Raw genomic sequence first — 13,578 nt, 5'->3', positions numbered from 1 at the left:
CTGGCTTGCCGGCGATGAGGCCCGAAAGTCAGGCCTCGATGCCGGGCTTACTTGCCGGTATAGATCTGGTCGAACACCCCGCCATCATTGAAGTGGGTCTTCTGCACGGTACGCCAGTCACCAAAGGTCTTCTCCACCGAGAGGAATTCCACTTTCGGGAAGCGGTCGGTGTACTTGGCCAGCACCGCCGGGTCCCGCGGACGCAGGTAGTTGTTGGCGGCGATCTCCTGGGCCTCAGGCGACCACAGGAACTTCAGGTATTCCTCGGCGGTGGCACGGCTGCCCTTCTTGTCGACCACCTTGTCCACCACGCTCACCGGCGGCTCGGCTTCAGCGGAAACGCTCGGGTAGATCACTTCGAACTGATCACGACCGAACTCGCGGGCGATCATTTCCGCTTCGTTCTCGAAGGTCACCAGCACGTCGCCGATCTGGTTGGTCATGAAGGTGGTGGTGGCGGCACGGCCACCGGTGTCCAGCACCGGCGCCTGCTTGAACAGCTTGCCGACGAAGTCCTTGGCCTTGGCCTCGTCACCACCGGTCTTCAGCACATAGCCCCAGGCCGACAGGTAGGTGTAGCGGCCGTTACCCGAAGTCTTCGGGTTCGGCACGATCACCTGGACGCCATCCTTGAGCAGGTCCGGCCAGTCCTTCAGCGCTTTCGGGTTGCCCTTGCGCACGATGAACACCGTGGCCGAGGTGAACGGCGCGCTGTTGTTCGGCAGGCGGGTAACCCAGTTGTCCGGGACCAGCTTGCCGTTGTCGGCCAGGGCGTTGATGTCGGTGGCCATGTTCATGGTGATGACATCCGCCGGCAGGCCGTCGATCACCGAGCGCGCCTGCTTGCTCGAACCGCCGAAGGACATCTGCACGGTGATCTTCTCTTTGTGCTCGGCTTCCCAGTGCTTCTGGAAGGCAACGTTGTAGTCCTTGTAGAAGTCGCGCATCACGTCATAGGAGACGTTCAGCAGCGGCGCGGGCGCGGCCTGGGCGATATTGCCCACGACCAGGCTCGCGGCGAGGAGCGAGGCACCAAAGAGTTTTTTCACTGTGCATTCCTTGTTGGACTTGGTTGGATTGAAAGCATTGTGCCAGCGACTATAGCCAATGGCCCTTAGGCACAAAAAGATTAAAAACGACTTTGCTTATTCCAGCTTCCGGAACAGCGCATTACCACAGCGCGAGCAGAAGGCGGCGCCGTGTTCGTGGCTGTTCTTGCGGCATACCGGGCAGTCGTGGCGCAGTTGTTCGCCGCGCATGGCATTGGCCAGTTCGGCGGTAAAGATACCCGTGGGCACGGCGATGATCGAGTAGCCGGTGATCATCACCATCGAGGAAATCACCTGGCCCAGCGGGGTCTTGGGCACGATATCGCCGAAGCCGACGGTGGTCAGGGTGACGATGGCCCAGTAGATGCCCTTGGGGATGCTGGTAAAGCCGTGTTCCGGGCCTTCGACCACGTACATCAGGGTGCCGAACACGGTGACCAGGGTCGACACGCTGACCAGGAACACGATGATCTTCTGCTTGCTGCCACGCAGGGCGTCGAGCAGGTAGTGGGCTTGCTTCAGGTACGGACTGAGCTTGAGCACGCGGAAGATCCGCAGCATGCGGATGACCCGGACGATCAGCAGGTACTGGGCGTCGCTGTAGTACAGGGCGATGATCCCCGGCACGATCGCCAGCAGGTCGACCAGGCCGTAGAAGCTGAAGGCATAGCGCAGCGGCTTGGGCGAGCAGTACAGGCGCAGCAGGTACTCGACCAGGAAGACCGCGGTGAAGCCCCACTCGATGGCGGCGAGCAGGCCGGCGTAGCTCTGGTGGACCTCGTCGATGGAGTCGAGGATCACGGTGACCAGGCTGGCGAGGATGATCAGCAGCAGGATGGTATCGAAGCGGCGTCCTGCGACGGTGTCGGTCTGGAAGACGATGACGAAGAGCCGCTGGCGCAGGCTCTGGGGGGTGTCCATAAAGGTGGTGGTTCCGAGGCGGGTGGTGATGCGAAGCCTAGGGTGGGATCCGGCAGTTGTGCAAGTTTCCAGGGCCTAATCGCTGGCAAGCCAGCTCCCACAGTGTCCGCGTCGCTCCCGAACCTGTGGGAGCTGGCTTGCCAGCGATGACTTCAGATGCAGCGACTCTGCACCCCGGTCCCTTTCACATCCCCCAGCCGCACCACCCAGCACGCCACGATAAACGGCGCCGTCAGCCCCGGAATCGGCAACATATTGAACAGCGGCTGCACCGCGATCGCCAGAACGATCGCCAGCAACGGCTTCCACGGTTGCGCACGGGTGCCGCTGAAGGCCAGGGCCGCCAGCGCTGCATTGAAGCCATACAGCCCCATATACGCCGCCGTGGCTTCCCCGCCGATCAGCGCAACGCTGCCGCCAATCGCCGCGCCGACGAAGGCCCAGGCCGCCGCATAGCGGTCCGACAGCAGCAGCCCCAGGGCAATCAGCAACCCGGCCAGCGGCTGGTCCAGCAGGAAGATCTGCCCCAGCCCCCGGGCGAGGGCGTCCAGGGCATTGGCCTGCACCGGCGCGCTGGCCTGTGCCTCCGGTTCAGCCACCAGCAGCAAGGCCCAGCCCGCCAGGACGAAGGGCAGGGTATAGGCCGGCAACAACACCGACCCGCCACGCTTGAGCCATTGATGCACCAGCATGCTGCTCAGCCCGGCAACGGCGATGATCAGCGGCAGGAGAATCGGCGACCAGGGCAGCAGGTAGCTGAACAGCACGCCGATCAGCACGCCGTTGTAGCTGTACAGCCCGGCCTGGCGGTCGGCGCGGTTGTAGCCGCGGCGCTGGGCGGTGAGCAGGCCGGCGAGGGCGCCGAGCAGCGCACCACCGATCAGTTGTGGAGCCGTGATAAGGATTGCCAGCAGGCAGCACAGGCCGCACAGCGGATTACGCTGCAGCAGCACCTGACTGAAACCGTTGAGCAACGCGGTCGCCCAGTCCGGGCACGGATTGACGAAGTTTTTCGTGTACATGGCAGTAGGTCTGAATGAAGTGGGTCGCCTCTTTGGGCGGGTCTTGTCCCACGGTTATGGATCGCGAAGCAGGCGGGTGATCACGGATTCACGCGGATGAATCGATGGCCGCCAACCTGCCTCGCGAAGACGTCAAAGCAGGGTTTCGATACGCAGCGAGTTAGTCGATCCCGGCTGGCCAAAAGGCACACCGGCGGTGATCAGCAGCGTGTCGCCGCGGTTGGCCATGCCCTGGGCCTGGGCGATTTCCAGCGCGGTGGAGCACACCTCGTCGACCTGGCGCAGGCGGTCGTTGACCACCGAGTGCACACCCCAGACCACGCTCAGGCGCCGGGCAGTGCCCAGGTTCGGGGTCAGGTTGAGGATCGGCGCCCGTGGCCGCTCGCGGGAGGCGCGCAGGGTCGAGTTGCCCGATTCGCTGTAGTTGACCAGCACCGCCACCGGCAGGATGCCGCTGATCCGGCGGATCGCGCAGCTGATGGCGTCCGAAACGGTTGCCTCGGCTTTCGGCCGGCCGACGTCGAGCTGGGTCTGGTAGTCCGGGCCGGCTTCGACCTGGCGGATGATCTTGCTCATCATCTGCACGGCTTCCAGCGGGTAGTCGCCAGAGGCGGTTTCCGCCGACAGCATCACCGCATCGGCGCCTTCGGCCACGGCATTGGCCACGTCTGTGACCTCGGCGCGGGTCGGGGCAGGGGAGAAGCGCATCGACTCGAGCATTTGCGTCGCAACCACAACCGGCCGGCCCAACTGGCGGCAGGTGGCGATGATGTTCTTCTGGATCTGCGGCACGGCCTCGGCCGGCACTTCCACGCCCAGGTCACCACGGGCAACCATGATCGCGTCGCTCAGCTCGGCGATTTCGCGCAGTTGGGTCACTGCCGACGGCTTCTCGATCTTGGCCATCAGGAAGGCCCGGTCACCGATCAGCTCGCGGGCTTCGGCGATGTCCTCGGGACGCTGGACGAACGACAGCGCCACCCAGTCCACGCCCAGTTCCAGGCCGAAGGTCAGGTCGCGGCGGTCCTTGGCGGTCAGCGGGCTGAGGTCCAGCACCGCCTGCGGCACGTTCACGCCCTTGCGGTCGGACAGCTCGCCGCCGTTGAGCACTTCGGTGTCGATGGCGTCGGCGTGCTTGGCGGTCACCCGCAGGCGCAGGCGGCCGTCATCCACCAGCAGGTCCATGCCCGGCTCCAGCGCGGCGATGATTTCCGGGTGCGGCAGGTTGACCCGCGTGGCATCGCCCGGGGTCGGGTCGAGGTCCAGGCGCAGGGCCTGGCCACGCTGGAGCATGGCCTTGCCTTCGGCCAGGCGGCCAACGCGCAGCTTCGGCCCTTGCAGGTCCATGAGGATGCCCAGCGGATAGTTGAGCTGGGCCTCCACTTCACGGATCCACTGGTAGCGCATCGCATGGTCTTCATGCTCGCCGTGGCTGAAGTTGAGGCGGAAGATGTTCACCCCGGCTTCCACCAGCTGGCGGACATCGTCGATGCCCTTGATCGCAGGGCCGAGGGTGGCGAGGATTTTGACTTTTTTGTCAGGCGTCATGGTGGGCAGTCTCAAGAATGAGGATGGCGCGGAAATCGTTGACGTTGGTGCGGGTCGGCTCGGTGACGATCAGCGCGTCGAGCGCGGCGAAGTAGCCGTAGCCGTTGTTGTTGTCCAGCTCGTCGGTGGCCGACAGGCCCAGGGCCGCGGCGCGGGCGTAGCTGTCCGGGGTCATGAGGGCGCCGGCGTTGTCTTCGGAACCGTCGATGCCGTCGGTGTCGCCGGCGATGGCGTACACCCCAGGCAGGCCCTTGAGGCTTTCGGTCAGGCTCAGGAGAAACTCGGCGTTGCGCCCGCCACGGCCATTGCCGCGCACGGTCACGGTGGTTTCACCGCCGGAGAGAATCACGCAGGGCGCGGCTAGCGGCTGGCCATGCAGGACCACCTGGCGGGCGATGCCGGCGTGGACCTTGGCCACTTCCCGCGATTCGCCTTCCAGGTCGCCGAGGATCAGCGGGCTGAAGCCGGCTTGCCGGGCTTTCACCGCAGCGGCTTCCAGCGACTGCTGGGGCCGGGCGATCAGCTGGAAGTGGCTGCGGGCCAGGGCCGGGTCGTCGGCCTTGACGGTCTCGGAAGCCGGGTTGTTCAGCCAGTCGATCACGGCCTTGGGCGCGTCGATGTTGTAGCGCTTGAGGATCGCCAGGGCTTCGGCCGAGGTGCTCGGGTCGGCCACGGTGGGGCCGGAGGCGATGACCGTGGCGAGGTCGCCCGGCACATCGGAAATCGCGTAGGTGTACACGGTGGCCGGCCAGCAGGCCTTGGCCAGGCGGCCGCCCTTGATCGCCGAGAGGTGCTTGCGCACGCAGTTCATCTCGCCGATGGTTGCGCCGGACTTGAGCAGGGCCTTGTTGATCTGCTGCTTGTCGGCCAGGGTCAGGCCTTCGGCAGGCAGGGCCAGCAGGGCCGAACCGCCGCCGGACAGCAGGAAGATCACCCGGTCGTCGGCGCTCAGGTCGCTGACCATTTCCAGCACGCGCTTGGCCACGGCCAGGCCGGCGGCGTCGGGGACGGGGTGGGCGGCTTCCACCACCTCGATCTTCGAGCAGCTGGCGCCGTGGCCGTAGCGGGTCACGACGAGGCCGCGGACTTCGCCCTGCCAGGCGCGCTCGACCACTTCGGCCATGGCGGCGGCGGCCTTGCCGGCGCCGATGACGATTACCCGACCGGTACGGTCGGCGGGCAGATGGGCTTCAAGGACCTGACGCGGGTGCGCGGCGTCGATGGCCGTGGCGAACAGGTCGCGGAGAAAGTGTTGCGGATCGACCGACATCTCAGGCCTCCAAATCTTATTGTTCTGCAGAATCAAAAACGCCCCTGGAACGGCCTCCGTGCAGGCTGAACCAGGGGCGGTGTTGCGCGGTTGCAACTGCCAGCCTCAAGGGCAGAAGAGATCGATGCGCGGTCTCTTCAATCCGCGGGCTGGCAGGCGTTGCTTACTTGTCGTCGCGGATCGAGAAGTTGGCCATGTGTTCCAGGCCTTTGATCAGCGCCGAGTGGTCCCAGTTGGCACCACCGATGGCCGCGCAGGTGCTGAACACTTGCTGGGCGTTGGAGGTGTTGGGCAGGTTGATGTTCAGCTCCTTGGCGCCTTGCAGGGCCAGGTTCAGGTCCTTCTGGTGCAGGCTGATGCGGAAGCCTGGATCGAAGGTGCCCTTGATCATGCGCTCGCCGTGCACTTCGAGGATCTTCGACGAGGCGAAGCCGCCCATCAGTGCCTCGCGGACCTTGGCCGGATCGGCGCCGTTCTTGGCGGCGAACAGCAGGGCTTCGGCGACGGCCTGGATGTTCAGGGCGACGATGATCTGGTTGGCGACCTTGGCGGTCTGGCCGTCACCGTTGCCACCGACGCGGGTGATGTTCTTGCCCATGGCCTGGAACAGCGGCAGGGTGCGCTCGAAGGCTTTCGGGCAGCCACCGACCATGATGCTCAGGGTCGCGGCCTTGGCCCCGACTTCGCCGCCGGAGACCGGGGCGTCCAGGTAGGCAGCGCCGGTGGCCTTGATCTTCTCGGCGAAGGCCTTGGTAGCGATAGGGGAGATCGAGCTCATGTCGATCACCACCTTGTTCGGGCCAACGCCCTGGGCCACGCCGTTGTCACCGAACAGGACGCTTTCGACCTGCGGGGTGTCCGGGACCATGACGATGATGAACTCGGCTTCCTGGGCCACTTCCTTCGGATTGGCCAGGGCCACGGCGCCAGCGGCGATCAGGTCGGCCGGGGCGGCATCGTGGTGGGTGGAAACGAACAGGCTGTGACCCGCTTTCTGCAGGTTCTGCGCCATTGGGCGGCCCATGATGCCGGTGCCGATGAAACCGATTTTAGCCATGAGAATTTGCCTCTTGTAATTGGGGTCACCGCAGTCCCTGTGGGAGCTGGCTTGCCAGCGATGAGGCCAGAACTGACAACATCATTGCTGCTGCCGGCCCTATCGCTGGCAAGCCAGCTCCCACAGGGGAGGGCGGTGCTTGTTAGATCGCGTTATGGGTCTTCAACCAGCCCAGACCTTCTTCAGTGGTGGTCTTGGGCTTGTACTCCGCGCCCACCCAGCCCTGGTAACCGATGCGGTCCAGGTGCTCGAACAGGAAGCGGTAGTTGATCTCGCCGGTGCCCGGTTCGTGACGGCCCGGGTTGTCGGCCAGCTGGATGTGGTTGATCTTCGCCAGGTTGCTTTCCATGGTGCGGGCCAGATCGCCCTCCATGATCTGCATGTGGTAGATGTCGTACTGCAGGAACAGGTTGTCGCTGCCCACTTCGGCCTGGATCTCCAGGGCCTGCTGGGTGGTGTTCAGGTAGAAGCCCGGGATGTCGCGGGTGTTGATCATTTCCATGACCAGCTTGATCCCGGCAGCCTTGAGCTTGTCGGCGGCAAAGCGCAGGTTTTCCACGAAGGTCTTGCGCACGGTGGCGCAGTCCGGACCCTGTGGACGGATACCGGCCAGGCAGTTGACCTGGGTGTTGCCCAGCACTTGCGCGTAGGCGATGGCCAGGTCGACACCGCTGCGGAATTCCTCGACCCGGGCCGGGTCGCAGGCGATGCCGCGGTCACCCTTGGCCCAGTCGCCGGCCGGCAGGTTGAACAGCACCTGGGTCAGGCCATGGGCGTCGAGCTGCTGCTTGATCTCGGTGGCGGCGTAGTCGTACGGGAAGAGGTACTCGACACCGCTGAAGCCGGCGTCGGCAGCCGCCTTGAAGCGCGGCAGGAAGTCCTGTTCGGTGAACAGCATGGACAGGTTGGCGGCAAAGCGTGGCATGTGTGTCTCCTTGCTGGGTTGGGCCCCGCGCGGTGAAGCGCGGGGCCGCACAGGCAATCAGTCGAGCAGCGAAATCGCGGTTGGCGCGTCGTTGCCGACCAGCGCCAGGTCTTCGAACTCGTTGACCGCGTTGATTTCGGTACCCATGGAAATGTTGGTGACGCGCTCGAGAATCACCTCGACCACCACCGGTACGCGGAACTCTTCGGCCATTTTCTGGGCCTTGAGCAGCGCCGGGGCGATCTCGGACGGGTTGAACACGCGCAGCGCCTTGCAACCCAGGCCTTCGACCACGGCCACGTGATCGACGCCGTAACCGTTGAGGTCTGGCGAGTTGATGTTCTCGAACGCCAGTTGTACACAGTAATCCATCTCGAAACCACGCTGCGCCTGGCGGATCAGGCCCAGGTAGGCGTTGTTCACCAGGACGTGGACGTACGGCAGGTTGAACTGCGCGCCCACGGCCAGCTCTTCGATCATGAACTGGAAGTCATAGTCGCCCGACAGCGCGACGACCTTGCGGCTCGGGTCGGCCTTGACCACGCCCAGGGCAGCCGGAATGGTCCAGCCCAGCGGGCCGGCCTGGCCGCAGTTGATCCAGTGGCGTGGCTTGTACACGTGGAGGAACTGGGCGCCGGCGATCTGCGACAGACCGATGGTGCTGACGTAGGTGGTGTCCTTGCCGAACACTTCGTTCATTTCCTGGTACACGCGCTGTGGCTTGACCGGAACGTTGTCGAAGTTGGTCTTGCGCTGCAGGCTCGACTTGCGGGCCTGGCAGTCTTTCAGCCATTCGCCGCGGCATTTCAGCTTGCCGGCGGCTTTCCACTCGCGGGCCACTTCCAGGAAGGCATCCAGTGCGGAGCCGGCGTCGGACACGATGCCCAGGTCCGGGGTGAACACGCGGCCGATCTGGGTCGGTTCGATATCGACGTGGATGAAGGTGCGGCCTTCGGTGTAGACGTCGACGGAACCGGTGTGACGGTTGGCCCAGCGGTTGCCGATGCCGAACACCAGGTCGGATTTCAGCATGGTCGCGTTGCCGTAGCGGTGCGAGGTCTGCAGGCCGACCATGCCGACCATCAGCTCGTGGTCGTCAGGGATGGTGCCCCAGCCCATCAGGGTCGGGACTACCGGCACGCCGGTCAGTTCGGCGAACTCGACCAGCTTGGCGCTGGCGTCGGCGTTGATGATGCCGCCACCGGCGACCAGCAGCGGACGCTCGGCTTCATTGAGCATGGCCAGGGCTTTTTCCGCTTGCTTGCGGGTCGCGGCTGGCTTGGTGACCGGCAGGGGCTCGTAGGCATCGATGTCGAATTCGATCTCGGCCATCTGCACGTCGAACGGCAGGTCGATCAGCACGGGGCCTGGGCGGCCGGTGCGCATTTCATAGAAGGCTTTCTGGAAGGCGTAAGGCACCTGGCCCGGTTCCAGAACGGTGGTTGCCCACTTGGTCACCGGCTTGACGATGCTGGTGATGTCCACGGCCTGGAAGTCTTCCTTGTGCAGGCGGGCACGTGGAGCCTGGCCGGTGATGCAGAGAATCGGGATGGAGTCGGCGGAGGCGCTGTACAGGCCGGTGACCATGTCGGTGCCGGCAGGGCCGGAAGTGCCGATGCACACGCCGATATTGCCGGCCTTGGTACGGGTGTAACCCTCGGCCATGTGCGAGGCGCCTTCAACGTGGCGAGCGAGGACGTGATCGATACCGCCGACTTTCTTCAGGGCCGAATACAGCGGGTTGATCGCTGCACCCGGAATGCCAAACGCGGTTTCCACACCTTCGCGGCGCATCACCAGAACGGCTGCATCAATTGCTCTCATTTTGCTCATGGCTTTGTGCCTCATCGATGTTGTAATTGTATACAAAACAGCTTTTGCCAGAGTGTATTCACGGGATGCAGCTCTGGTCAATCCATTTTCGTCCGTGGCCTGCGCTTTCGTCGAAATGCCGTGGAAACGGGCTCGGCGGACGATCAGGTGGATGGAATCGAATTATTGTATACAAAAATATTCGCCATTGTGTTCTATTTGGTCTATCAATTTTTCACTTGCCCACAGGGCTTCATAACAACAAGAGGACCTTTTGATGAACGCATTGAGCTTGAAAGTCGCCGTCAGCCTGGTGAATGGCGCGTTGGCCGCGGGTCGCAAGATCTCCGCCGCGCCCCTGACCGTGGTGGTGCTGGATGCCGGTGGTCACCTGCTGACCTTGCAACGGGAAGATGGCGCCAGCCTGCTGCGGCCGCAGGTGGCGATGGGCAAGGCGTGGGGTGCGATTGCCCTGGGCAAGGGCTCGCGCCTGCTGGCGCTGGACGCGCAGCAGCGGCCGGCGTTCTTTGCCGCGCTGAATGGCCTGGGTCAGAGCCCGGTGGTGCCGGCGCCGGGTGGCGTGCTGATTCGCAACGAGGCGGGCGTGGTGCTGGGGGCGATCGGGATCAGCGGGGATACCTCGGATATCGATGAGCAGTGTGCGATCAGTGCGATCGAAGAGGCGGGGCTGCGGGCGGATGCGGGGGTTGCTGCTTGATCTGAAGCTTGTGGTGTAACCACTGGCCTCATCGCTGGCAAGCCAGCTCCCACAGTGTCCGCGGCGCCGCTGAACCCTGTGGGAGCTGGCTTGCCAGCGATGGGGCCCTCACTTTTTTCTGATCTGGTCCGCTGCGTCCCCTCTAGCCACATAGCACCAGGTCTTGCCCTCCCTGACCTTGGCCAGCAGCTTGAGCTTCACCAGCTTCTCCAGATCAGCCCGGGCAGTCCCCTCCGAAACCTCGAAGTCATTCTTCACTTCCTTGGCGACGAACAGCCGACCGGGGTCTCGCAGTACCTTTTTCAGCAACTGCACCTGCCTGAAATTCAGGTCCTTGTCGAAGCCGGACTGCATCAGCAGCCCCATGACGTCACGCAGCTCGTTGCGCTTGTTCTCGATGTAGACCAGGAACCCGTCCATCGCCCGCTCGATGATTTTCAGTTGGTGGTAAACGAAATAGGTCAGGTCGAACTCATCGGTCTCGGTGAACAGGTACGACTCGCCATACTGCACCGGCGCCTGCTTCAACAGCGCGCTGATCGAGATGTACTCGAACGCCCAATAGCCGCTTTTCAGCATGTACCAGTAGAACAGGCACCTTGCCGTCCTGCCGTTGCCATCGTTGAAGGGATGCTCGTAGCCGATCATGAAGTGCAGGATGATCGCCTTCACGGCGGGGTGGATGAAGGTTCGCCCGTCGTGGCCGTCATGCTGCTGGTTGGCGAAATCGCAGAGTCTCTCCAGGCGCTCCAGGAGCAGGGCGGCATCCGGCGGTTGATGGACGATTTCCTCGTCACGGCCTTTGACGTGGATGTCATTGGTCCTTCTGATTTCTCCCGGGCAGGCGTGCTCTTCCTGGACGCTACGCGTGGCCTCGGCGTGAAAGCGCCTGATCAACTCGAGGGACAGCGGTTGCTCGCTGCTGTGCTTGGCCAGCTTCATCAGCAGGAAGTTGTTGAAGATCATCCGCTCGTCGTCGTTGACCGGCTCGCGTTCCTTTTCGAGCATTTCCTTGGCGACTTTGCGGGTGGTTGCCGCGCCCTCCAACTGTGCGCTGGAAATCGCTTCTTCCATCATCAGCGACTCGACCAGGAACAGGTTGTTCTCGTTGACGGGCGAGTCCTTCGACACCACCAGCCCTAGCCGGGCGTTGATGTGCTCGATGGCGTGGATGACCGTCTGGGCGTAGTCGGGGAGGCAGTACTTGAACGGGGAATCATCCTCGGCGCGCAGCCCGATGAACCTCTGCATCAGGGTTCTGGACAGCTTCACCGTGCACCAGGCCGCTTCCGCGTTGATGCCGGAGGGCACCCGGTGGCGGAAGTCGTGCCAGTGCAGATAACGGCCCTTGTCGTCGACGGCGGAAAATGTCGAGATGAGCCCCAGAATCTCGCCGGCATGGCGCGCGAAAATCTCCGTGTAGGGCTTGGGTCTGCTGATGCGGGGCATGCTCAACTCAATTTCTGGAAAATTGAGTTGAGCCTATATCAGGAGGGAAACAGCGTCAAAAAGCGCGGTCAGGCGTCCGGCGCACAACCTTTCAACACCAGCCGAATGATCGTCTGCGCCGCCGCCTCATAATCGCTCTCGTCCAGCTTCGCCTTCCCGGTCACCACCGAGATCTGCCAGTCGAAATCGGCGTAGGTCTGGGTCGCGGCCCAGATGCTGAACATCAGGTGGTGCGGGTCGACCGGGGCGATCTGGCCGTTGTCGATCCAGCGCTGGATGCAGGCGATGTTGTGCCGGGCCTGGACGTTCAATTGCTCGACCTGGCGCGTACTCAGGTGCGGGGCGCCGTGCATGATCTCGCTGGCGAACACCTTGGAGGCGAAGGGCAGGTCGCGGGAGATGCGCACCTTGGAGCGGATGTAGGCGCTCAGCACTTCTTCCGGATCACCCTCGGCATTGAACGGCGTCGAGGCCTGCATGATCGGCTCGATGATGCTCTCGAGCACCTCGCGGTAGAGGTTTTCCTTGGACTTGAAGTAGTAGTAGACGTTGGGCTTGGGCAAGCCGGCCTTGGCCGCGATATCGCTGGTCTTGGTGGCGGCGAAACCCTTGTCGGCGAATTCTTCACTGGCCGCGCGCAGGATCAGTTCTTTGTTGCGCTCGCGAATGCTGCTCATGGTTGGCGCTGTTCCTTGGTCTCGGCCCGCCCCAGGCAGGCCCGGGCAGGCGGTGGCGCATGGTAGCACCGGGCTCGCAGGGCGCTCAAGGCGGGGGCTTGCAGCACGTCTGTGCCAGTAATAGCGGATGTTTTCAGTCAGGCAAGCAGCTATTCTTTGGCAACATCCCCTTACACGAGAGTCACAGAACATGGCAGGAAGCAGCCTTCTTTTACTGATCGACGATATCGCCGCAGTACTCGATGACGTTTCCGTGATGACCAAGGTGGCGGCCAAGAAAACCGCCGGTGTACTGGGTGACGACCTGGCGCTCAATGCGCAACAGGTCTCCGGCGTGCGCGCCGAGCGGGAGATCCCGGTGGTATGGGCGGTGTGCAAGGGCTCACTGCTCAACAAGCTGATCCTGGTGCCGGCGGCGCTGCTGATCAGCGCCTTTATTCCCTGGGCGGTGACGCCGCTGCTGATGCTCGGCGGCGCCTACCTGTGTTTCGAGGGCTTCGAGAAGCTGGCGCACAAGTACCTCCATGGCGCCGAGGAAAAGCAGGCCGACCATGCGGCGCTGACTGAAGCTGCCGCCAACCCGGCCCTGGACCTGGTGGCCTTCGAGAAGGACAAGATCAAGGGCGCGATCCGCACCGACTTCATCCTCTCCGCCGAAATCATTGCCATTACCCTCGGCACCGTCGCCGATGCGCCACTGACCCAGCAGATCATCGTGCTCTCCGGCATCGCCCTGGTCATGACCATCGGCGTGTATGGCCTGGTGGCCGGGATCGTCAAGCTGGATGACCTGGGGCTGTGGATGACCGAGACCTGCAAGGGTGTCGGAAAAAGTGTTGGTCACGGCATCCTGCGTGCCGCGCCGTACCTGATGAAGACCCTGTCGGTGGTGGGCACGGCGGCGATGTTCCTGGTCGGCGGTGGCATTCTCGTGCATGGCATCGAGCCGCTGCACCATGCGGTGCAGGGCTTCAGCGATGCCAATGGCGGAGCGGTGACCGCTGCCTTGATCAACGGTGTGCTGGGCGTGATGGCCGGGGCCGTGGTGCTGGCGGTGGTCAGTGTGGTGGGCAAGCTGTGGAAAGCGGTTCGGGGAAGCTGAGTTGCCGCTGATGTCCCCATCGCCGGCG

General features: G+C 63.7%; 12 protein-coding genes. 2 read left to right on the top strand and 10 right to left on the bottom strand.

Translation table 11 applies throughout. The features are described from left to right. Nucleotides 1-47: 47 nt before the first annotated feature. The 8 genes from PSEMO_RS08110 to gcl form a co-directional block, all read right to left on the bottom strand. A complete protein-coding gene (locus PSEMO_RS08110) occupies nucleotides 48-1,049 on the bottom strand; it encodes a sulfate ABC transporter substrate-binding protein (protein WP_075802595.1) in 1,002 nt (333 codons plus the stop codon). A 96-nt stretch (nucleotides 1,050-1,145) separates the two neighbouring features. Beyond that, nucleotides 1,146-1,970 carry an ion transporter gene (locus PSEMO_RS08105; RefSeq protein WP_075802594.1) on the bottom strand — a complete coding sequence of 275 codons (825 nt, stop codon included), beginning with the start codon at nucleotides 1,968-1,970 and terminating at the stop codon, nucleotides 1,146-1,148. A 152-nt stretch (nucleotides 1,971-2,122) separates the two neighbouring features. Then, the gene (locus PSEMO_RS08100) at nucleotides 2,123-2,992 is read right to left on the bottom strand and encodes an urea transporter (RefSeq protein WP_075802593.1); all 870 of its coding nucleotides are present in this window, start codon (nucleotides 2,990-2,992) and stop codon (nucleotides 2,123-2,125) included. 132 nt (nucleotides 2,993-3,124) lie between these two features. After that, nucleotides 3,125-4,540, bottom strand: a complete 1,416-nt coding sequence (gene pyk, locus PSEMO_RS08095) for a pyruvate kinase (protein ID WP_075802592.1) — start codon at nucleotides 4,538-4,540, stop codon at nucleotides 3,125-3,127. Further along, the gene (locus PSEMO_RS08090; RefSeq protein WP_075802591.1) at nucleotides 4,530-5,810 is read right to left on the bottom strand and encodes a glycerate kinase type-2 family protein; all 1,281 of its coding nucleotides are present in this window, start codon (nucleotides 5,808-5,810) and stop codon (nucleotides 4,530-4,532) included. The genes pyk and PSEMO_RS08090 overlap by 11 nt, the downstream gene beginning before the upstream one ends. Nucleotides 5,811-5,973: 163 nt before the next feature. Next, entirely contained in the window at nucleotides 5,974-6,873 is a 900-nt protein-coding gene (locus tag PSEMO_RS08085; RefSeq protein ID WP_372239103.1) for a 2-hydroxy-3-oxopropionate reductase, read from the bottom strand. A 136-nt stretch (nucleotides 6,874-7,009) separates the two neighbouring features. Continuing rightward, nucleotides 7,010-7,792: a hydroxypyruvate isomerase gene (gene hyi, locus PSEMO_RS08080; protein WP_075802589.1), complete on the bottom strand. Its 783-nt coding sequence runs from the start codon at nucleotides 7,790-7,792 to the stop codon at nucleotides 7,010-7,012. 57 nt (nucleotides 7,793-7,849) lie between these two features. Further along, the gene (gene gcl, locus PSEMO_RS08075) at nucleotides 7,850-9,625 is read right to left on the bottom strand and encodes a glyoxylate carboligase (RefSeq protein ID WP_075802588.1); all 1,776 of its coding nucleotides are present in this window, start codon (nucleotides 9,623-9,625) and stop codon (nucleotides 7,850-7,852) included. A gap of 256 nt (nucleotides 9,626-9,881) precedes the next feature. Here gcl and PSEMO_RS08070 point away from each other — a divergent pair, with 256 nt between their 5' ends. Continuing rightward, nucleotides 9,882-10,322 (top strand): GlcG/HbpS family heme-binding protein, encoded by a 441-nt coding sequence (locus PSEMO_RS08070; protein WP_075802587.1) that lies wholly within the window; start codon nucleotides 9,882-9,884, stop codon nucleotides 10,320-10,322. Between the two features lie 108 nt (nucleotides 10,323-10,430). Here the strand turns inward: PSEMO_RS08070 and PSEMO_RS08065 are convergent, their stop codons facing one another. Together PSEMO_RS08065 and PSEMO_RS08060 are read right to left on the bottom strand one after the other, a co-directional pair. Further along, a complete protein-coding gene (locus PSEMO_RS08065) occupies nucleotides 10,431-11,771 on the bottom strand; it encodes a Fic family protein (protein ID WP_075802586.1) in 1,341 nt (446 codons plus the stop codon). A gap of 68 nt (nucleotides 11,772-11,839) precedes the next feature. Continuing rightward, complete coding sequence (locus tag PSEMO_RS08060; RefSeq protein ID WP_075802585.1) at nucleotides 11,840-12,448, bottom strand: TetR/AcrR family transcriptional regulator; 609 nt, start codon at nucleotides 12,446-12,448, stop codon at nucleotides 11,840-11,842. Between the two features lie 190 nt (nucleotides 12,449-12,638). Between PSEMO_RS08060 and PSEMO_RS08055 the strand changes: the two genes are divergently transcribed. Then, a complete protein-coding gene (locus tag PSEMO_RS08055; protein WP_075802584.1) occupies nucleotides 12,639-13,550 on the top strand; it encodes a DUF808 domain-containing protein in 912 nt (303 codons plus the stop codon). Nucleotides 13,551-13,578 lie beyond the last annotated feature (28 nt).

Origin of the sequence: Pseudomonas putida (genome assembly GCF_001941965.1) — a bacterium.
Taxonomy (GTDB): Bacteria; Pseudomonadota; Gammaproteobacteria; order Pseudomonadales; family Pseudomonadaceae; genus Aquipseudomonas; species Aquipseudomonas putida_L.
This window is presented reverse-complemented; position numbering and strand designations above follow the sequence as displayed.